Genomic DNA, 21,140 nt, shown 5'->3' with positions numbered 1-21,140 from the left:
CCAATTCTCAAGAGTCCTCAAGTCCTGTTTCCCAATGACTAATGACTAATGACTAATAGACATCTCCGGAAATTAAATATCTGCAAAATGAAATCCTTGTAGAGACGCGAAATTTCGCGTCTCTACATTCATTGTCGGAGATGTCTAATGACTAATGACTAATGACTCTTGCCTTTTTTATCGTTATCCAGCCGATGAGAATAAGTAGCGCACCAAATGCAAGAAATCCTAGATCCCAAACTAACTCATTTGGGCCTGGTTTGACATGATGGACACCGAGAATTTGATGGTCTATTAAACCTTCAACTAAGTCGAACAACCCAGTACCAATCAATATTGACCCAATAAAGGTCTGTGATGACCAAGGAACATCATTACGCCCTCCGGCACGCCATAGCAACACAAGTCCTACCACAGTGAATACCCAATCTAAGGTATGAAATAACCCATCCCATACCATATTTAAATCTATATTCGCCGTGTTTGTCAGAGGTCGAATGTTACTGAGCATGTGATGCCACTGGAGGATCTGATGCAGTAAAATTCCATCTATAAAGCCTCCAAGACCCACACCAAGAAAAATTCCAGCAGTGATTAGTGGTGCGCGTCGGTTGAGGGTTTCACTTTTCGCCTCCATTGTCAACCTCATAGATAGGCTTTATCACCAAAGTACAACTCTTTTAGGGAAAAAATCTTCTATCTTGAGGCAAGTACGATCGGTGAACTTTAATTAATTTTCAGATTTAATCTGCATACCCGCTTTCACTGGGTCGAAATCTTGGGGAAAATGGGTGCTGCGATCGTAGTCTGCTTTTTCCAGGTTCGCTCCTTTGAGATCGGCTTGGCGAAGATTCGTTGACATCAACAATGCTCCCCTGAGATTAGCATCCTTGAGATTAGCTTGACCCAGATCGGCAAAACTCAAATCAGTTCCCCTCAAATTTGCGCCACTAAGGTTAGCTTCACTCAAGTCAGCATAACTCAAGTCAGAACCTTTCAAGTTAATACCTTGCAAATCAGCATTACCAAGTTCTGCTTTACTAAATTCCCGTTTTCCTGCTGCATAACTCTCCACAAGAGTAGCGGCACTATTTATAGGCTGTTGAGAATTGGCTTCAGGCATATAACAGCATCACAGGTTATTACTTTCATAACTAAGCATGAAAACTTTCCTACTTCATCCTTTCTAAATGTAATACATGAGTTCTTTTTGCTTTCGCATTGATCTTCGTTCGCAAAGGTCTTGCAGTGTATATTTTTCTAAAACTGAGTTAGCAGCCTGACGTGCTTCTTGCCAGACTTCTTGAATTAGCTCACCTTCTACTGTGTTGGGAGTCGGTTCAGGATTAGAGACAACGATATCTGATCCTTCCATACAACTAAAAGCATCTAACACTGTAATCTTTCCGGGATCTCGTGCCAGAACATAGCCACCTTTGGCTCCGCGTATACTCTTAATTAAACCTCCGCGCCTTAATGTGGCCAGAAGTTGTTCCAAATAGCGGTTCGGTATGTCTTGTAATGCCGCTATCTCTCGAATTTGCAGGGCTTCACCGTTAGGGTAGCAGCTTGCCAACTCTAACAGGGCTAGAAGTGCGTATTCTGATTTGTTAGAGATTACCACAGACTTAATATTTTAACTGACACTTAAATATACAAAGTATTTTAGTTGGTTTCCGTAAGCTACTGTTAAGAAAAACTTTACAATAAACTTATTATCGACCGGCTAACCTTACTTTAAACACCTTTTAGCATAGAAGCAATTATATTTTATTTTGAATTTAATAAATAAAAGTGATTGATTATTTATAAAGTCTTCTAAAGTGGAAATTGACTTAAAAACTGTGTAAGCCGCTATATATTGAAATTTATCGAAAATGGCAGAGTTACGGTAAAGGTAGTTCCCGCACCGATCGCACTTTCGACAAAAATTTCACCGCCATGTAGATCTACAGCCTGTTTGACAATGGACATTCCTAATCCCATTCCTGGGATATTGCTTGCATTACTGCCGCGATGGAAGGGTTGAAAGATGTGTTTAATGTCATCCGGGGGAATGCCTATACCAGAGTCTTGAGTTTGAAATATAGCTCGATCGTTGGCAGTGGTGACAGAAAACTTAACTGTGCTACCAATGGGAGAGTATTTTAGACAATTTGAGAATAAGTTAGTCAAGATTTGCCGGAGTAGTTTCGCGTCTAAGTTAGCTCTTGTAGATTGGCACTGACTCCTAAAAGCGATCGCATGTTGTGAGCGATCGCTCTGTTGTAATTCTTCTAATAGCTCGCGGCAAAATTCCACCAAATTCAGGGGTGTTGGATTAAACTCTAACTTGCCTGTTTCATCTTGACTCAGCATCAATACATCATTCAACAACTGGGTTATATGCATAACTGATGTTTGAATGCGACGTAGGTGGGTTTGTTGTCGCTCGTCGCTCCATAGATGGCGATAATATTCTAGTAATTCCGCAGAAGAGTGGATGGTAGTCAAAGGGGTGCGAAACTCATGGGAGGTGATGGTGAGCAAGCGGGATTTAAGTTCACTAAACTCCCTTTCTTTGGCAAGCGCTTGTCGCATCGCCTGTTCTGCCCATTGCAGCTTGGCTTGGGTTCGCTTGCTTTCGCTAATATCCCGCAATAGCCACCGCAAACCGACTAACTTACCTTGTTGATTACGGACAGCAACCACCTTAACCGCAACAAAAATTGGCGTTTTATTACGTGGTCGCACGTTTACTTCCCACTCTTGCATTTTCCAGTCTGGGATTTCGGCATGATCGCGCAGATAAGTCAGTTTCAAATGAAAAGCAATTATTTCTTTCTGAATCACATAAATCGCTATGGGTTTGCCTAACAAAAAACTTTTGGAAATATTGAGCAGAGTAGTAGCGGCTGAGTTAGCTTCATGAATTACCCCTTTTGCATCAGTCACAAAATAAGCGTCTGGTACTTGCTCAAATAGTTCCTGGTAGCGTTGACTTTGTGCTACCAATAACTGTTGAGACTTGGATAATTGTTCATTCTGCTGTTGTAAATCTTCATTGGCTATTTGCAGTTCTTCCAGAGCTAGGTAAACTTCTTGTAATACTGTGGCAACAAGTTCAATTTTTTCTTGTGTATTTTGTTGTTCACTCTGGCGTTGCAAAAGGGCGACGCGCTTACGCATATTCTCTATCTGTAAGGCTAAATCGTCCAAATTCACCCTCCTACTCCTAATTTGAATATCTAAAACTTGGATTTTATTTTAGATTCCTTATTTAGACGATCTTAGCTTTTGGAGGTTAGGAGTTATTAGTTTTCAATTGGAAGTCCCTGAATGTTTTTCTCTGGCAAGATTGCTTAATTTGGCTCTTAAATCTGCCCATTTGACCCTTTCTAAGCTGGGCAAAACAACATGAGCAGATCCAACTCGTTCAACTGGTCCGAGCCCTACTGCCCATATACCACCGGCTAGGGCCGCCTCAACGCCTGCTGCGGCATCTTCTACAACTACAGATTGCGCTGGTTCAAGTCCTAGCTGCTTGGCTGCGTACAGAAATAGGTCGGGTGCTGGCTTAGACTGCTGTACACTATAACCGTCAGCGATCGCATCTACTTTATCCCCAATGCCCAATCGCTCAATTACTGTCCGGGCATTTTTGCTACCTGAACCAATAGCGATTTTAATCCCAGCTTGTTGCAGTTCATCCAAGAAGGCGATCGCACCTGGTAACAAATCCTTGGGTGTCATGTTTTCGATCGATTCCACATAGTAGCGATTTTTACGCTCCATCATCTCCTCTATTTGTGCCTCCGAATACGGCCTATCTCCAATAATATGTATCAAGGAAGCACGACGGGATACACCGCGCAGTGCTTCATTAGCTTGGTGATTAAAGGGTATACCTTCTTCATCTGCTAGCTTTTGCCAAGCTTGATAATGAAGTTCTGCTGTATCTGTTAGCACACCATCTAAGTCGAAGATGAATCCTTGGATGTTGGGGGCGTGGGGACTGGGGACTGGGGGAGAAGTCTGATGTTTAGAAGCTTCTGAGGGGAAATTTGGGGGATTTTGGGAGAGGGAAAGTTGAAGATATTCTAGTTGACGAGTTATATTTTGACTGACTTGTTCTTTGCGTAGATCGAAGTCGTGCCATTTTCCTTGCCAGTGCAGTTTAAACTTCAGGCGCGTCCAGCCATCGGGCAGATGGGAGTTGGCTACGAGGCCATTTTCGGTTAGTTGAATGCCGCCGAATCCAAAAATTACAGCTTGCCAAACGCCACCAGCAGTAGCGCCGTGGATTCCATCGCTGGTGTTACCTCGATTGTCTTCAAGATCCACCATTAACGCTTGCATAAACACTTTGTAAGCTTCGGTTGATTTGCCCAAATCGGCAGCTAAAACGGCGTGAAGTGCTGGTCCTAACGACGAACCATAGCTAATGTCGGTGCGAGGTGCGTAGTAATCCCAGTTGGTCTGCAATGCTTTTTTGTTGTAGGGAAAATCTGCTGATTCCCGCATTAAATAAAGGAGCATCAAGATATCTGGCTGCTTGATTACTTGATATTGATTGGTTTTTTCAATACCCAAGACGGCTTGCATGGAGCGATCGCGCCCTTGATAAGTAGCTAAGTTGATATCTTCTAATTGGAAAAATCCCTCAAACTGCTCGATTAGTTCTGTTAATGGGTCATGGAGAAACACTATTTTGGCGATGATATCTTGCCAGTGCGTTCGCTCTTGTGGGGTAAGTTTTAGTTTCTCTTCTAGTTCTTTAGCTCGTTCGGGGAACTTATGAGCCAACCAATCATAAACTGCGATCGCTTTCTCTAGATGCCATTGCGCCATCCGGTTTGTAAAGGCGTTATTGTGAACGAGTTCATGGTATTCATCCACTCCAATCACTCCCCGAATTTCATACTGTTGGCGTTCAGAATTGAATTCAACGCGGCTACCCCAGAAGATAGCGGCATCCAAAATAATCTCTGCGCCGCGCTGTTGCATCCACTGATCATCACCAGTAACTTGCCAGTAGTTCCAAGCGGCGTAGGGAATATCTGCATTAATATGAATTTCGCGATCGCGGCACCAAATCCGCACGTCTTCACCATAAAAATCATTTCCCAATGCCCAACGTGGTGTTACTTCATCTCCGGTATCAGCACTTTCCCAGGCAAACATTGCTCCTTTATAGCCGTAATGGGAAGCCTTACGTCTAGCTCCTGGCAAGGTGTGCCAACGGTAACTGAGTAAATTTCGGGCGATCGCTGGTTGGGTAAACAGAAAAAAGGGCAGCATAAAAATTTCTGTATCCCAAAAGATATGACCGCGATAGCCAAATCCAGAAAGAGTTTTAGCCGGAATGCTCACTTTGTCATCATCGCGTGACCCAGCAATCAGCAGCTGGAATAGATTGTAGCGAACAGCAAAAGCAGATGTGCTATCCCCCTCAATCAGGATGTCACTTTGCTGCCACACCTCATCCCATGCCTGCTCATTGGCTTTTAGTAGTGTTGCGTAATCTGCTAGGTGCGCGAGTTTTTCTGTAGCTGCTAAAACTGGTGTCTCAGTCTCCCGCGAGGTAAAAACTGTGACGAGTTTTTCTACCGTTACCGTCTGTTGTGATTTAGCCTGGTAGGTCATACTCAAGGTGGGATAACCAGGTGCGGTACTGACTTGCAAAGATGCTTCAGTGCCTGATATTTTCATAGTTGCGCCCATAGCGAGTTCAATTCGGGAGTGGCGGGTGCGGCGTTGCAACCAGATTCCTTGGTCAGTCTTGCCTTGATCTAGTCCTTCCCAGTGATTAAAACCCTGATTTTCTGGATAGCCGTTGATACTTCCCTGAACTTCGATTAACCCATCAAAATCTACTGGCGTTAAATTGCAGCGTTGCGCCAACACATGCCGATCTGCAAAACTAGCAAAGCGTTCAAAGGTAATATCTATAGTGTTTCCACTGGGAGAGCGCCAACGTAAGTAACGGATCAGAAGTCCGTAGCGTAAATCAAGCTGGCGATCGTAGCGTAATATTTTACCTTGATCGAGACGGAAGCGATCGCCATTTACAATCACTACCAAAGGTAACCAGTCAGGGCAATTTGCCAGTTCAGTGTACACCATCGGCACATCGTCGTAGACACCGTGGATAAAAGTAGCTGGCAATGCCTGAGGATAACCTTCTTCAAAACTGCCTTTTGTTCCCAGGTATCCATTGCCGATTGTAAAGACGGTTTCTTTAGAGTGCAATTGATCGGGGTCAAACTGAGTTTCGATTAAAATCCAATCTGTGTAGATAAAATTGCGAGAACTACCTTTTGTTTGCATAAGTTGGGATTGGGGAATTGGGAATTGAGCATTGAACACTTGTACTGAGGGACTTGTGCCGAACATCTCGACTTCGATCGATGGAACCGAAGCCGAGGTAAGTAGGTCGGCGAGAAAAAATCAAACTATGTAACGAAAAGTAAAATCTCTGTATTTGGCTCGTAGTTGCGCTGTCTTGCGCTTTAGCAAACCACTGATAATTATTTGCGCCGACTTACTTAAGTCGAAGTATTGGGCATTAGTTATTAATTCTTTTCCCTCATCCCCACTTATGTTTTTCCAAAATCTTTTCGGCTCTAGGTTTATAAATTAGATAAAATAAAGCTTCCATATAGCCATCTCTGGCTTCGTTATTTTCTGGAGCAACAAGGTTCCAAAAACTAAATATTTTAGCAAGCTGTAGTAATTGATTACTGTGTAAATGCCAATTATATCTATTATGAATTCGCTGACTCATCAATTCTGAGACTTCGTGCCAATACTCAGGATAAGTATTGCATTGGTTAACAAAACCTAAAATTTTATTTGCTGTACCTTCTAAGTCTGTAGGATTAAGATTAAATTCATTCTCTGGGTTTTCGATAATTTCTAAACAGCCGCCAAATTGAGTAGCAAAAGTTGGCAAGCCGGAAATCATCGCTTCTAAAATAGACCGACCGAAGGATTCAAAGCGGGCAAAATGGACATAAATTCCCTGATAATCTGCAACTACTCGGTAGGTTTCGCCGAGATTACAGCTAGGAATACGCATCCCCACCCAGCGAATTTTGCCATTGAGATGATATCGCTCAATAATGTCGTAGAGTTTTTGAATTTCTTCTGCTTCTTCTGGGTTTTTAGCTTCATTTGGATGTAATTTACTACTGAACAGGATCAGGTTACAACGGTCTTGCAACGCCTGACTTTTACCAAAGCATTCAGCTAAACCAGTGAGATTTTTTACTGAAGTCATGGAAGCAACGGCAAATATTGGTCGCTTATTCGGCTGCTCTAAATAACCAAATATTTGGGGATCTTCGCGGCTAAAGAGGAGGTCGTGAATTTGTGTGCAAAGCTTAATATTTCGGTCTTCTTTTTGGCTATAGGGAAAGAAAATCTTTTCATTTACTCCCGGCGGCACGAAGTTGAATTTAGGATTAAACAAATCAATCCCATCAACCACATGATACAACTGCGGCATCGTAAAGCATTTGTACGACTCGTATTGCCCTATGGTGTCAGGTGTACCGACAATTTCTTGATAGGACGATGTAATGATGAAGTCGGCTGCATTCATGCTAATCAAATCAGCAGTAAATTGTACCGAGAAGTGATATTTATCTTCTAAATCTTGCCAATATAAATTACTAAATAGATATTTAGGTTTTTCCAATGAATGGGCAATGTTACACTGGGTAACTTTCATCCAGCGAGATAAAAGAAAAGCCACTAAGTTACCGTCGCTGTAGTTGCCAACAATAAGATTAGGTTTACCTTGAAATTGAGCTAGTAATTCTTTTTCTGCATCTAGAGCAAACTTTTCTAAATAAGGCCAAATCTCAAATTTAGAAATCCAATTGTTGGTAATTTCGGGATTAAATTCACCAAAAGGAACGCGCAATATCCAAGCATTTTCAGTATCTTGGACTTTTTCTAAACGCAGGTTGCAAAATGTGCCTTCGCAGTTAGGGATTAGCCGCGTGAGAATAATCACATGTGGCTCCATACCCAGTCCGTCAAGACCAGCGAGTTTAATTTGTTCGCGCAGTTCGTTTTCTAAGCTGCGGGCTTGTTCAAGGACGTAGATAACTTGACCGAGTGTTTCATCTCTTCCTATGACATCTTCCTGTCCAACCCAGCCGTGAATAGAAATGAGGACGACGCGAAAAATGGCGGGGACGCGGGCGACAAATGTTTCTAAAATGCCGGGTTGTGGAGAGTAAATGAGTCGGTCGAGGAGTTCTAGGGTTTCACAGACTCGCGCCGCAGTATTACCCCAACCCGGCTCAAAGCCGAGTTCTTGGAGATCGAAGCGGAATTTTTCATAAGGTTCATCAGGCTCAAGCTGATTCAGCAATTTGAGTGCTAGCTTAATTTGTTTGGCTAGGTGAATACCTGAAGGAATGCGATCGCTCAACAGCAGCCGAATCCCGTCGTGTTGCAACCCCTGTAATGCTTTAAATAACATTTCTAGCCAATATTGGGGGTCAGTCAACAATTGATTGCACAGGTAACGGTTGAGGAAAGCTAAACCTTGACCAATATTTCTGGGGTCGTCGATTCTTGGGGAACTTTCGTAAAACGGGTGGAGGTCGATTTCCAGGATGTGAGGTTGGTAGCGGTTGACTAGGCGATCTCTCACATCTAGCAGCGCTTGAGGCGTCATCAACTCAAATTTATTAAAATCGGCTGTCAGTTTCCAAACTTCCTGACTAGCAATCCTGGGACGAACCACAAACCAGATACTTTCTTCTTCAAAAATTATTTCGTGAGTGTACTGTATCAGTTTGCCAACAGAAGAAGAGTGGTAAAAATAGGCTGGCTTTTGGGATTGATCGCAGTAATCGGCAAAAAAGAGGAAAATTTCATTTCTCAGGAAATAACGCTTACCTGAAGCACTCAACGCATAAATCAACTGATGCAGAGCAGTTTTTTCATCACCGTTGAAAACAGCTTGAACTAGTTCATACATGATGACGAATCCCAGAACTTTAGCTAGGTCACGACCTCATATTTTTCTCCAGTCTCCGGTTTTTTGAGGTACATTCCCCCTTTTATCTTATATAAACATCAAAACCACCGCGTCTAACTCTGGGATGAAACCCACTGTCTTGAGTTTTACCATTGAGTTTTACTCTTTTGACAAGGCTCTAAGTCAGTCGGCGCAAACAATCATCACTTGTTTTTAGTTGCGCTAAAGCGCAAGAGGGCGCAACTACGAGCCAAATACAGAGATTTTACTTTTCGTTACATAGTTTGGTTTTTTATCGCCGACCTACTTAAGTAGAGCATTTGATTAATTTGTAGCGAATTCTTTGCGACCCTCTGCGCCCCTAGAGCCTTTAAACTTTAACTCTCAAATCGCTACGAATTTACCCAAAGCTGTACTAAGCGTTAGCGAGTCATCAAGCGTCTGACTCGCTATCGACGGCGCACCTATGCAGATTTAGGGACTTCCAAGAAATAAATTATTCAAATAAACGAACCACTCCAGACGCAGAGAACACAGAGAGAGGAGAAATAGAAAAAGTTTTTGCGTCAGTTTTGGAACATTTTTTTATTTGTCAGTCCCTTAGTGGCTAAATATGTACATAGGCAGTTGACATTTCTAAAAATTCTCTATTTCCTAGAGACAGCACTGGTAAGTTATTCTCGATTTTCACAAACTAGTCATAACCTGAGCCAATTGATTAGATAAATCAACTACAGAATCCTGGCATTTGTTAAATAAAACGCCAGCTAAAAAATAATAATCGCCAGAATAAAATGCCATGTTGTTTTTTCGGAGTTCTTCTATGTGGTTCTTTACCTTGGGATCGGAGCTATAGTAGCCGAACTGTAAAGGTAATACCATGAAATTTTGAACACAATATCCATTTTGTTTTGCTAGGTTCAGCGTACTTGTTGGATTAGAAAAACTAGATATTAAAACCAACACATTTTCATAACCTAACGACAAAAGATCGTTGGTAACTGTGGCTCCATCTACGCCCCCAAATAAGAGTGGCATATAAATATCATTATCTGGCGCAGGGAGATAGGGCGGATTAGCCACAAGATACTCAGCATCGGGTTGAGAAGAATTAAACAAACATGAATTATGGATTATGTATTTATTAGTGAGATTATATTCATCGATAGTTGAATTTGCGACTTTCCATGCAGAAGTATTTAACTCAAATCCTTGAATTACACCATCAAACTTGTTTTTCAATAAAGAATTAATTACAGGGCTACCATCTCCTGAGCCAAACTCCACAATAGATTCGGAACTATTGCAATTTCTGAACACAAAACTGTCTAAACAATTTGAGTAGAAATTAGATTCTTCAGGACAAAAAAAGATATCTTTCATTTGACTGCACTTCAATGTGTAAGGTATAATCAATGTAAGAGGAGGTTATTTAATACCGTTGTTTAAAGGCAAGAAATAACCGTTTCTTTAGTCAAGAAATCCTCACTAAAGAAATGAGATTCTAGGGAGATTAGCAATAGGATGATTTAGAAATATAAAATTAGAAAGGCCAGAAAAAATCTGCCATTTTTAATTTCTAATTTTTTATATTTCTTAAATGAGTCAAGGGGAGTGTTTTGCTTCACGTATCGATCGCACAACAGCACTAGCGGCGCGATCGCCCATTAGTTTCTCCTGGTCATACCCAAGCAGTAATTCCCAAGCATCATTGGGATATTGTTCTGCCAAAGGCAAAGCCACATCATCCAACATCCAACGCCCGTGACGCTCATCTTCCCGGATGTGCAGTTCCCAATAACCCATCGCCGCCTCTGAGAGTCCCAATCGTTGCGCCGCCGCCAGATAGTTTTTGTAAGCCGCAGGGCCAGCCACCTCAAAATATGTCAAGGCACCACAATAACGGAGGAAATAGCGTTTGCGATCGGTGGTCAGAAAGTTATGATTAGCGCAAGCTAAGACTTCCCAAGGTACTAAATCGAAGTATGCTTCTGGTTGAGTGTTCATGCCAAACTCAGCCAGCATTTGAGCAAAAAATGTAGAGTGCTTGCGGGATAAACGACCATTGCCGTATTCTTCTAGTAATACTCGCACCAGCGTACACTGCATTTCATTAGCAGCACCACCCAATACGTAGCAAAGACGACTACCTTCAACCAAGCCATCAAAGGAGCCGATCGCTAGCAGGTGACGATACCCAGATTCAATCATTTCCTCCCGAATGTAGCGGCTATTGTCGGACAAAAGCGGATCTAAATCGGTAGATGCACGCTCAATTAAAGCGTGTTTTACATCTAATTGTTGCAGTGCAGCCACATCGATTTGTGCCAGTTCCCACTGTTGCCAAGCAGCTTCAATTTGGTCACGACATGAGTACAAGTAAAGCGATCGCTCATTGCTATAGTGCCGCAAATCGTCATACCAAAACAGCTTTAGCCGATTAATTCGATAAAGTATCCGTTGGAGAAAACGGTGAGCCTGTTCATCAGAGCGATCGTTTTTATAGGCAGCGCAAATTGCCCTTGAGAGTGCCTGTTCAAACTCACTAGCTATTGCAGGTTTTACATCTAAACGATCCAAATCCTCCATTGCTAGCAGTTCTATAAATTGTTCCTCAGCACGGTCGTAGTTGGTAATTGTTCCTTCTTCTATTTGCGTACTCTTTTTTGCAGCCCCAGCGTTAGGAAATATAACTAAATTGCTTTGCATGGAATCTTCGGTAGCATTGGAGAAGTGAGAGATTATTTTCACCTCTAATACTTAACTTCCCACACGAGTAGCTTTCTCTACCTCTTTCCCTGGTTATAAAGAAAAATTAATTCTATAAGAACAAAGAGGATTGGGTATTGGGGATTGGTTATTAATTCTGCTCCCCCTGCCCCCTCTGCTCCCCCTGCCCCCCCTGCTCCCCCTGCCCCCCCTGCCCCCTCTGCTTCCCCTGCTCCCTCTGCCCCCTCTGCTTCCCCTGCTCCCTCTGCTCCCCCTGCCCCCCCTGCTCCCCCTGCTCCCCCTGCTCCCCCCTGCCCCCTGCCCCTGCCCCCTACGGCGCCTTATGCTGCTCGATTGCCTTACTTGGCGGAATCTCCTCAAGAGGAATGAGTGCTTCGATTACCGACTTCACAATTGGGGCGGCGACAGTAGAACCATAAGCACTTTCTCCTTTTGGTTCATCCACCAGTGCGAACACTACATACCGAGGAGATTCCACTGGCAAAATAGCCACGAAGCTGGTCATTCTAGCACCCTTGATGTAACCACCATTAGGACTAGCTTTTTGGGCTGTACCAGTTTTACCAGCAATGCGATATCCCGGAATTTGTGCCGCCTTCCCGCTACCTTCATTAACAACAGTTTCCATCATTTCCACAACCTTTTGAGTTGTTGCGGCTGAGAAAATTTGGCGGGGGATGGTGTGAGTAGGTGAATCATGCATTTGCCCTTTACTATCAATCAGCCCCCGAACTACATGGGGTGTGACCAATTTACCGCCATTGGCTAAAGCGCCGTGCATTTGTACCAACTGTATGGGTGTCATGGAAAAGCCTTGTCCAAAGGAAGTAGTAGCTGCTTCAATTGGCGAAGCGATAAATTCTTCTTGACTTTTGAGCCGCCCACCAACTTCAAAAGGTAAATCTGTATCAACTTTTTGTCCTAGCCCCAGGCGTTCTAGCCAGTTGTAATAGATTGAAGGCTTTAAGCGTTGGATAATTTGCACCATGCCAATGTTGCTGGAATATTGCAAAATCTGAGCGATGCTAATTCGCCCATTAGCATTATTCATCGCATTTTTGATGGTGTAATTAGCTACTCGAATAGAACCGGAGTCATTAAACATATCATCTTGTTTGATGACACCATTTTCTAGAGCGATCGCTACATTCAAAGGCTTAAAAGTCGATCCCGGTTCATAAAGATCCGCCACCGTCCAGTTTTTAAATAACGATATATTAGCTTTAGCGTATTCATTAGGGTTATAAGTAGGCTGAGAAACTAGGGCGAGTAAGGAACCATCCAAGGCATCCATCACAATTACCGCCCCACGTTTAGCCTCAAATTTATCCATTTGTTGTTTGAGTGCAACACGGGCAATTCGTTGCAGGCGGCTATCAATAGTCAGTTGCAGTCGCAAATCATCAAAATGCAGAAAACCTTCAGGGGCATGATCCGGCATCAAGTCCCCATTCCCCGACCGACTGAGCCGCACCGTTTGCACAGGACGTTCTAGCAACTTCTCTTGAGAGTATTCCACACCTGCTTGACCACGGCGGTCAAGATTTACATAGCCCACCACATCAGAAACCAAATCGTCTGGCGGGTAATATCGGGAATATTTTTGAAGCCACTCCAAGCCATTTAAGCGTAAAGAGATGATGCGATCGATAGTTTCTTCCGGGAGGGCTGGGGCAAGTATAATTCCGCTTCTTTTGCTTTCAAAAGTTTTTACCAATTCAGCAGTATCTTTTGCCAATATTGGGGCAAGTCGCCCTGCCATATCTTCATTAGACTTATCAAACAGCTTGGGATGAGCGTACAAAGTATATACAGGACGGTCAATCGCCAACAGATTAGTATTGCGATCGACCACTGGGCGACGGGGCATAAAAGGTCGCAAATTCACCATTTGCTGGTTTCGCGCCTGCTCTGTTAACTTTAGCCCCTTGACAATTTGTAGGTTATACAAGTTGATAGCCAACCCCAAACCTGCTGCCATTAATACGCCCCATACTATAAACAGTCGAGACTTGGTATTGGCTCTTTGATCTTGGATATTAGAGGCAAGTGTCCCTAACAATCCTCGTTTAGAACCCTTCTGTCGCCTTTTAAATGCTGGATTCCGAAACTTTCTGTTTGTTTTGCTTGGTGATTTTTGCATTGGGTTTGTCCTTTGTCCTTTGTCATTTGTCCTTTGTGATTAGTCATTTGTCATTTGTCCGTTACGAATAACTAATGACCAATGACTAATGACCAATAACCAATGACCAATAACCAATGACCAATGACTCTTAACCTTAATACCCCAGTGGCGAGAGGGTTTGCTGTTGCGTTTGGGGATTTGGCGTTGTGTTAGAAGATGCTGGCTTAGGATTATGAGATGATTCTGGAGACAAGAAAATCATCCCTTTAGGAGTCGGCGATACCAGCCCTGCTGTTGGTTGTTCTGCTTCCTGGGCAATTTTATTTGTCAGCGTCGCGTTGGTTGTTGTTAGTAACCGCTCATGACGTTGGAGGTTTTGCAGTCTGCTATATGACTTACTCCAAACTTCTTGCGAATATACCGTCCAGCCATAAACAGCAAGTGTTGATGCTACTACCAAGAACGCCAAAACTGTCGAATAACGGTGAAAGGTGTACAAGCGTAGCAACCACAAAGGTGCTGCTCCAGAATTTGGCATTGTGGGAAGGCGAAGAAAACCTACCCCCGGAGTTTTCTGGTTTGCACTTGACTGCTCATTGAGATTTAGCACTTGTTGTCTACCCAACTGTTTCACCGATTTGGGCATAACTACTTCATTTGTAGGAGAAACCGCGAAATTTTTCAAGGAACGCTGTCGTCTTCGAGAGGATGCTGGTGCAGCTTGGGCTGGGGGTGTAGAAGCACTTTGTACTGCTGATTCTATACGTGCAGAACGTCGTCTCCCTAAAGAAAGGATAGAATCTCGCCCGAACCAAGTACCCCTTGTAGAAACAGCAGATTTACGAGTAACTACCATAAATTTTTTTAGATCGGAAATACTGTACTTTAGATTGATTGTCTTAAGTGTCTCTTTTTGCTTAGTTAAAATCGCCTTCTGTGCAATAAGCACACATAACAGACTACACCCTTTTAACTGTTTGATAGATAGCCATAGCAATTACATCCTCTAGATATTGCAAAATTGCAATCAGCGATTAGCAACTGGACAGCTTGCCTTTTAGATATCGCACCTAAAGTATGGCAACGTGGGGCAGCAAGGTGCAATACTCCAGGAAAAATAAATTTTTTGCTATGATACCTCGGTTTGCTAGAAAATTTGGTAATTTCCGTTTTGCTCTTGAGTTAAGAGAAACTAATCAGATGGCTGTATGATACCTAATTCAAAAAAGAATAGCTCAAAGGATTATTTTTTTTTGGATGTAATCTCGTAGCATTTAAAAAAAAGCAATAAATACGGTATCGTATTCAACAGGCGAAAAATTGTTCTAGCCACAATTGGTGAAAGAGGAGTTATGAAAACAAAAATCTTTGGTTTGGCTGTAATCTTAAGTCTGGCTACAATTCTCGGAGCTTGTGAAGGCGGTGGCGGTGGTGATGCTGGTGGCGCTGGTGGTGGTACTGGTACTACTACTAGTCCAGCTGCTACAGGTGAACCAACGGATGCACCTGCTGTTACTCCCGCAACTACACCTGCTGTTACTCCCGCAACTACACCTGCTGTTACTCCCACAACTACTTCTAAAGCTACTCCTAAAGCTACTCCTAAATAGGACATCAATCAGCTTTAGTTTAAATCATGCCCAAAACAACTTAGTAACAACGCTCGTCACCACATAACTTGAATTAATTAGGTTAACGTAAAAACCTGCATTTTTTTTGTTGGTGTATCAGAGCCTAGAGTTTGCTTGAATATCAGCTAAGTAGGGTAGTAAGTAAAGGACACTGGTGATGAGGATTACCTCCTCAACCATGTGTCCGCCTAAAATCCTCGCCTGAGCAAAGAGGCAGGGGGCAGTTATTGCTGGGGAGAAAAATGCTGGAATTGGACAGTATACAGTATATAGAGGATTTCAAGCAGCTAGATTTATTTATGCTCAATGTTAAATATTTCTTTCGAGCCTCAAGTGCCACAAGAAATAATGCGTCTGTATTTCAGCAGCCCTAAATTTATTTATCGGGTTTTCCTCCAAGCTTTGTGTCGCCTGTCCCCTTTTCTCTTTTGTGACTGAACCTTATTTCAAGTCAAAGGGAGTTTAATTGTGTAAATTTAAGCCATCTTGTAGACAAAGTAGTACCCTGGTTTAGTGTTTGGAATGGCTTAGACCATTGAGTTTTTAGAGGGTAAAACAATTCATAGCGATCGCTGGCAATTGGTCTTGGGCATTCCCTGTAGTCGATTCCGTATCAGAAAAGACCTGGTGATGTGCCAAGATATTGCCAGATTTTTTTATTAGGAAAATTTTTAACTTTGGGAATGGGATGTAAAAAAACAGATGTTCATCCTGCGTTGTGAACGCAGTTCAGGAAATGGGGAGAGTTAAAGCGATAAAGGCAATAAAATTACTGAGCTTAATTGTGATTAGTGGAACCTTTTTGGTGTTAAGTAGCTCTTGGCGATCGCCTGTAATAGCATTACCGCCACCAGAGGATACACCAGAAGAAATATTACGCACTAAAATTATCATAGAAGCGCGATCGCCTATTGATGGAAGATCCCTAACAGCTGCCGAATATATTCAATTACAAGCGCAGCTGCAACTTGCCCCGCCCCCAAAACTAGACCCCAAAATTCGCCAACAGATTTTCTTGCTTCGGATACGTAAAACCTTACTCCAGTTTTTCCCCTTTTTAAATTTTTGATAAATTCGTCATTAGTGATTAGTCATTAGTGATTAGTCATTCATCCTCTGCCCATTCCCCATTCTGATGTAGGATAACGGTGGCGACAAAATTGCAAATAAATGTAAAGAATATATATAGATATTAAAAAAGTAGATTTAGTCAATCACGTTATATCACTTAGGTAGCTTCATGTCCATGACCACGATCGCCCCTGAACAGGTTAACAGCATCGTTTGGAATCAGCATAACGATCCCTTTGAAATACTAGGTTCTCATCCCATAGAACAAAACGGCAAAACCGTCTGGGCTGTGCGGGCTTATCTACCAAATGCAAGTGCAGCATGGGTGGTTCTTCCTGAACAACGCAAGGAATACCCAATGCAAGCAGTGCATCATCCCAACTTTTTTGAATGCACGATTGACACTCCAGAACTAGCAAACTACCAATTACGGATTAAAGAAGGAGAACATGAGCGTGTCACCTATGACCCTTACGCCTTCCGTTCTCCCAACTTGACAGACTTTGACTTGCATTTATTTAGTGAAGGCAATCATCACCGGATATACGAAAAACTAGGAGCGCACCCCACGGTAATAGGCGGCGTTAAAGGCGTTTATTTTGCAGTTTGGGCGCCCAATGCTCGCAACGTTTCATTGCTGGGAGACTTTAACTTCTGGGATGGGCGTAAACACCAGATGCGTAAAGGATCTACCGGGGTTTGGGAATTGTTTATACCTGAAATCGGTGTGGGAGAGCATTACAAATATGAAATCAAAAATTTTGAAGGACACATTTACGAAAAATCCGATCCCTACGGTTTTCACCAAGAACCCCGCCCGAAAACAGCATCCATTGTCACTGATTTAGATGCTTACAGTTGGAATGACGAAAGCTGGATGGAAAAGCGGCGTCGCACTGAACCGCTCACTCAGCCAGTTTCAGTCTACGAAGTGCATTTAGGCTCTTGGTTACACGCTTCGAGTGCTGAACCTGCTAAACTGCCAAATGGTGAAACGGAACCTGTAGTTATTGTTTCCGAACTGAAACCGGGCGCACGGTTCCTTACCTACCGGGAACTAGCCGACCGACTCATTCCTTATGTCAAAGAATTAGGATATACCCATCTAGAATTGCTGCCCATTGCGGAGCATCCCTTTGATGGCTCCTGGGGTTATCAAGTAACTGGGTACTATGCCCCCACCTCACGTTTTGGCAGCCCCGAAGATTTCATGTATTTTATTGACAAATGTCACCAAAATGATGTAGGGGTAATTGTCGATTGGGTTCCTGGTCACTTTCCCAAAGATGGACATGGTTTAGCTTTCTTTGATGGTAGCCACTTATACGAACACTCTGACCCCCGCAAGGGCGAACACAAAGGATGGGGTACTTTGGTGTTCAACTACGGTCGCCATGAAGTTAGTAATTTCTTAGCAGCAAATGCCCTCTTTTGGTTTGATAAATACCACATTGATGGGATTCGTGTTGATGCTGTTGCCTCGATGCTCTATAACGATTATTGCCGCGAACCAGGAGAATGGTTGACCAATCAGTACGGTGGCAGAGAAAACCTAGAAGCAGCAGATTTTCTGCGTCAGGTAAATCACATTATCTTTAGCTATTTCCCCGGTATTCTCTCAATTGCTGAAGAATCTACTTCTTGGCCAATGGTATCTTGGCCCACCTACACAGGCGGACTTGGTTTTAACTTGAAGTGGGATATGGGCTGGATGCACGATATGCTGGATTACTTCAGCATGGACCCTTGGTTCCGCCAGTTCCACCAAAACAATATCACCTTTAGTATGTGGTACAACCACAGCGAGAACTTCATGCTGGCCCTGTCTCACGATGAAGTGGTACATGGCAAGAAGAATATCATCGGCAAAATGCCGGGGGATACATGGCAGAAGTTAGCTAATGTGCGTTGTTTATTTAGCTATATGTTTGCTCACCCAGGCAAGAAAACCATGTTTATGAGCATGGAGTTTGGGCAGTGGAGTGAGTGGAATGATTGGACAGATTTGGAGTGGCATTTATTGCAGCATGAAGGCCACCAACAGTTAAAAACGTTTTTCCGGGAATTGAACCATCTCTACCGTTCTGAACCAGTTTTGTACACCCAGGATTTTGCCCAAGCTGGGTTTGAGTGGATTGACTGTAGCGACAACCGCCATAGTGTAGTTTCTTTTATGCGTCGTGACAAGGATTCTGATGATTTTGCGATCGTCGTTTGCAATTTTACACCACAACCCCATTCTCACTACCGCATCGGTGTACCGCAAAAGGGATTTTATACTGAGTTGTTCAATAGCGATGCGCGTCAGTATGGCGGCAGCAATATGGGCAACTTAGGTGGTAAGTGGACGGATGATTGGTCTTTGCACAGTCATCCTTATTCGCTGGATTTGTGTTTACCACCTTTGGGTGTGTTGATTCTGAAGTTGGATAAGAAAAAGACTGCTGAGGCATTGCAATAACAATTAAGGGTGGGCATCTAGCCCGCCCATAACCAAGGGGAAAGAAGATTGCATTTATTTGTTGGTAATGCCCAAAGATTCGTTCACGAGTATTAGTTTATCAAGAGCGGAAAGTTTTTGCAGCTTTGCCTTTACTAATAGCCTTAAAGCGATCGCTCAAGTAAATCTGACGCTTCGTTGCTAACCCGCCTGGGAATAAATTCCGAGGCTAATAGCTAAAGTCCTCTTAAGAGGACTAAATATAGGATTTTAAGCATCGACATCGCTTAAACTTTGTCAAAGGGAAGATTTCAGTCCACTTGAGTGGACTTAAGCTATTAGCCCAGAACTTAAGTTCTGGGCCGGGTTCTACAAGTTAACCCCATCCAAAAAGAACCGACTGTTACTTGGGAAGCACTTCCAGCCGACTTCATTTTACCTGATGATCCACTAGAAAATATTCAACAACCCGCGATCGCTGCTGTCCTTACCGATGCTTAACCCGCACTTCGACAAGCTCAACGACCATTGTAGACATCGCATAACCTCAAGCAATGCTGGGAATAATAATTTTGGGACATCTGCACCAAAATTATATGAAACAGCAAAAAAATCAGTTTACTCATCTGACTGCGATCGAAAGAAGTTATTTGTCATTTCCGGCACAGTTTTTATTAAATCAAAACCTTCTCCAAGGCAAAATATTAGACTTTGGTTGTGGCTTTGGTAATGATGTTAAAATCTTGCGCCAAAAGGGTTGTGATATCACAGGCTATGACCCTTATTATTTTCCAGAATATCCTGAACATAAATTTGATACAATAATTTGCTTTTATGTTTTAAATGTTTTATTCACCGAAGAACAAACTAATGTTCTTATGGAAATATCACACTTATTAAAACCAGGAGGTAAAGCTTATTATGCTGTAAGAAGGGATATCAAAAAAGAAGGTTTTCGAGAACATTATGTCCATAAAAAACCTACCTATCAGTGTATTGTCAAACTTCCCTTTACTTCAGTTTGTTTAGATGAACATCGGGAAGTATATCAGTATATTCATTATAATCATCAGCGAAATTCATCTAATTATTGTATATTCTGTAATCCTCAGAAAACTCTCAAACTATTAACTGAATCAGCAACCGCTTATGCTATTTTTGATGGTTATCCTATAAGTAAAGGACATATTTTAGTTATTCCCAAACGTCATGTTAGCAGTTATTTGGAATTACCAGTTAAAGAGCAATCTGCTTGCTGGTTTATGGTGAATAAAGTACAAAAAATTCTCCAGTCAGAATTTGAACCTGATGGCTTTAATATAGGAATGAATATCAATCGAGCCGCAGGTCAAAATATTATGCACGCCAGTATTCATATCATCCCTCGTTATAAAGGTGATACTGTTGGTGCTAAAAGTGGAATCAGGAACGTTATTCCTAAAAAGCAATAGTTTTTCGGTCTTGTTGAAAAGATGGCAAAATATTTCAGTTAACCTAGATTATCTGGATCTATTCCCAGCGCTCTTAATTGTTCTGCTAATTGTTGCACCTTTTGTTCTGCTTGTTGAGCGCGTTGTGCTTCTTGTTGAGCGCGTTGTGTCTCTTGTTGAGCGCGTTGTGTTTCTTGCTGGGCGCGTTGTGTCTCTTGTTGAGCGCGTTGTGTCTCTTGTTGAGCGCGTTGTATCTCTTGTTTTATTTGTTCTGCCGGCGTGAGATACCGTTGTCCTTGCTGATCATACCAATACATCCATTCCCGCGTTACACCGCTATAATTTCCCCTTTCGCAACCAATTCCTAAGCCAATTTCTGGTAGCCAAACGGGGTTTCCCTCTTGCAATTCATACTTACCATTAACTAATTTATGTACTTCTAGATGCGGTTTGCGGCGGCGACGAGATGAATAAATTACATAATAAAGTACACCCAAAGCCTCATATTCAGCCAATTTAGTAGTGTATTCCTTGCGATAATTTTGGGAAACTACTTCTAGGACGAAAATCGGTACAACATTTTCATCCCACAGCACATAACTGGGACGCAATTCTTCATCATAAAACCGCTCTACGCCCAGGGCGAACGCATCTTATTTACTAATAAAAACTAAGAAAGATTTCAAAATGACATAAAAAATTGTAGAAATTAAGTGAATGATAAACAAAGTAA

At 42.5% G+C, this 21,140-nt stretch carries 14 protein-coding genes and 1 pseudogene; 4 read left to right on the top strand and 11 right to left on the bottom strand.

From position 1 onward, the window contains the following. Positions 1-151: 151 nt before the first annotated feature. From V7K32_RS20430 to V7K32_RS20385, 10 genes are all read right to left on the bottom strand, one after another. Entirely contained in the window at positions 152-637 is a 486-nt protein-coding gene (locus V7K32_RS20430) for a DUF2243 domain-containing protein (RefSeq protein WP_334995634.1), read from the bottom strand. A gap of 93 nt (positions 638-730) precedes the next feature. Further along, positions 731-1,123, bottom strand: a complete 393-nt coding sequence (locus V7K32_RS20425) for a pentapeptide repeat-containing protein (RefSeq protein ID WP_334995616.1) — start codon at positions 1,121-1,123, stop codon at positions 731-733. Positions 1,124-1,186: 63 nt separating this feature from the next. Next, positions 1,187-1,624 carry an RrF2 family transcriptional regulator gene (locus tag V7K32_RS20420; protein ID WP_229472844.1) on the bottom strand — a complete coding sequence of 146 codons (438 nt, stop codon included), beginning with the start codon at positions 1,622-1,624 and terminating at the stop codon, positions 1,187-1,189. A 230-nt stretch (positions 1,625-1,854) separates the two neighbouring features. Continuing rightward, positions 1,855-3,204, bottom strand: coding sequence for a PAS domain-containing sensor histidine kinase (locus V7K32_RS20415; RefSeq protein WP_334995615.1), 1,350 nt, complete (start codon positions 3,202-3,204; stop codon positions 1,855-1,857). 96 nt (positions 3,205-3,300) lie between these two features. Next, the gene (gene pgmB, locus V7K32_RS20410) at positions 3,301-6,309 is read right to left on the bottom strand and encodes a beta-phosphoglucomutase (RefSeq protein WP_334995633.1); all 3,009 of its coding nucleotides are present in this window, start codon (positions 6,307-6,309) and stop codon (positions 3,301-3,303) included. Between the two features lie 259 nt (positions 6,310-6,568). Beyond that, complete coding sequence (locus tag V7K32_RS20405; protein ID WP_334995614.1) at positions 6,569-8,980, bottom strand: sucrose synthase; 2,412 nt, start codon at positions 8,978-8,980, stop codon at positions 6,569-6,571. Positions 8,981-9,667: 687 nt separating this feature from the next. Then, positions 9,668-10,363 (bottom strand): SAM-dependent methyltransferase, encoded by a 696-nt coding sequence (locus V7K32_RS20400; RefSeq protein WP_334995613.1) that lies wholly within the window; start codon positions 10,361-10,363, stop codon positions 9,668-9,670. Positions 10,364-10,585: 222 nt separating this feature from the next. Further along, positions 10,586-11,689, bottom strand: a complete 1,104-nt coding sequence (locus V7K32_RS20395) for an iron-containing redox enzyme family protein (protein ID WP_334995632.1) — start codon at positions 11,687-11,689, stop codon at positions 10,586-10,588. A gap of 331 nt (positions 11,690-12,020) precedes the next feature. Then, positions 12,021-13,853: a peptidoglycan D,D-transpeptidase FtsI family protein gene (locus V7K32_RS20390; RefSeq protein WP_334995612.1), complete on the bottom strand. Its 1,833-nt coding sequence runs from the start codon at positions 13,851-13,853 to the stop codon at positions 12,021-12,023. Positions 13,854-13,989: 136 nt separating this feature from the next. Then, positions 13,990-14,691 (bottom strand): hypothetical protein, encoded by a 702-nt coding sequence (locus tag V7K32_RS20385; RefSeq protein ID WP_334995611.1) that lies wholly within the window; start codon positions 14,689-14,691, stop codon positions 13,990-13,992. A 496-nt stretch (positions 14,692-15,187) separates the two neighbouring features. Here V7K32_RS20385 and V7K32_RS20380 point away from each other — a divergent pair, with 496 nt between their 5' ends. The 4 genes from V7K32_RS20380 to V7K32_RS20365 all read left to right on the top strand — a co-directional run bounded on the left by V7K32_RS20380 (position 15,188) and on the right by V7K32_RS20365 (position 20,428). Continuing rightward, on the top strand, positions 15,188-15,445 hold the full coding sequence (locus V7K32_RS20380; RefSeq protein ID WP_334995610.1) for a hypothetical protein: 258 nt from the start codon (positions 15,188-15,190) through the stop codon (positions 15,443-15,445). Between the two features lie 757 nt (positions 15,446-16,202). After that, positions 16,203-16,535, top strand: a complete 333-nt coding sequence (locus tag V7K32_RS20375) for a hypothetical protein (RefSeq protein ID WP_334995631.1) — start codon at positions 16,203-16,205, stop codon at positions 16,533-16,535. A gap of 171 nt (positions 16,536-16,706) precedes the next feature. Then, on the top strand, positions 16,707-18,998 hold the full coding sequence (gene glgB / locus V7K32_RS20370; RefSeq protein ID WP_334995609.1) for a 1,4-alpha-glucan branching enzyme: 2,292 nt from the start codon (positions 16,707-16,709) through the stop codon (positions 18,996-18,998). 575 nt (positions 18,999-19,573) lie between these two features. After that, positions 19,574-20,428, top strand: a complete 855-nt coding sequence (locus V7K32_RS20365) for an HIT family protein (protein WP_334995630.1) — start codon at positions 19,574-19,576, stop codon at positions 20,426-20,428. Between the two features lie 38 nt (positions 20,429-20,466). On the opposite strand, the pseudogene V7K32_RS20360 reads toward V7K32_RS20365, so the two are convergent. Then, positions 20,467-21,051: pseudogene (locus V7K32_RS20360) on the bottom strand (Uma2 family endonuclease); the annotation flags it as partial. Between the last annotated feature and the right edge of the window lie 89 nt (positions 21,052-21,140).

The organism is Nostoc sp. (assembly GCF_036917635.1).
GTDB lineage: Bacteria > Cyanobacteriota > Cyanobacteriia > Cyanobacteriales > Nostocaceae > Nostoc.
This window is presented reverse-complemented; position numbering and strand designations above follow the sequence as displayed.

Bases quoted from the DNA above. Each gene is read 5' to 3' on its own strand.
- V7K32_RS20430 (WP_334995634.1), bottom strand. From the start codon at position 637: ATGGAGGCGAAAAGTGAAACCCTCAACCGACGCGCACCACTAATCACT.
- V7K32_RS20425 (WP_334995616.1), bottom strand. From the start codon at position 1,123: ATGCCTGAAGCCAATTCTCAACAGCCTATAAATAGTGCCGCTACTCTT.
- pgmB (WP_334995633.1), bottom strand. From the start codon at position 6,309: ATGCAAACAAAAGGTAGTTCTCGCAATTTTATCTACACAGATTGGATT.
- V7K32_RS20405 (WP_334995614.1), bottom strand. From the start codon at position 8,980: ATGTATGAACTAGTTCAAGCTGTTTTCAACGGTGATGAAAAAACTGCT.
- V7K32_RS20400 (WP_334995613.1), bottom strand. From the start codon at position 10,363: ATGAAAGATATCTTTTTTTGTCCTGAAGAATCTAATTTCTACTCAAAT.
- V7K32_RS20395 (WP_334995632.1), bottom strand. From the start codon at position 11,689: ATGCAAAGCAATTTAGTTATATTTCCTAACGCTGGGGCTGCAAAAAAG.
- V7K32_RS20390 (WP_334995612.1), bottom strand. From the start codon at position 13,853: ATGCAAAAATCACCAAGCAAAACAAACAGAAAGTTTCGGAATCCAGCA.
- V7K32_RS20385 (WP_334995611.1), bottom strand. From the start codon at position 14,691: ATGGTAGTTACTCGTAAATCTGCTGTTTCTACAAGGGGTACTTGGTTC.
- V7K32_RS20380 (WP_334995610.1), top strand. From the start codon at position 15,188: ATGAAAACAAAAATCTTTGGTTTGGCTGTAATCTTAAGTCTGGCTACA.
- V7K32_RS20375 (WP_334995631.1), top strand. From the start codon at position 16,203: ATGGGGAGAGTTAAAGCGATAAAGGCAATAAAATTACTGAGCTTAATT.
- glgB (WP_334995609.1), top strand. From the start codon at position 16,707: ATGTCCATGACCACGATCGCCCCTGAACAGGTTAACAGCATCGTTTGG.
- V7K32_RS20365 (WP_334995630.1), top strand. From the start codon at position 19,574: ATGAAACAGCAAAAAAATCAGTTTACTCATCTGACTGCGATCGAAAGA.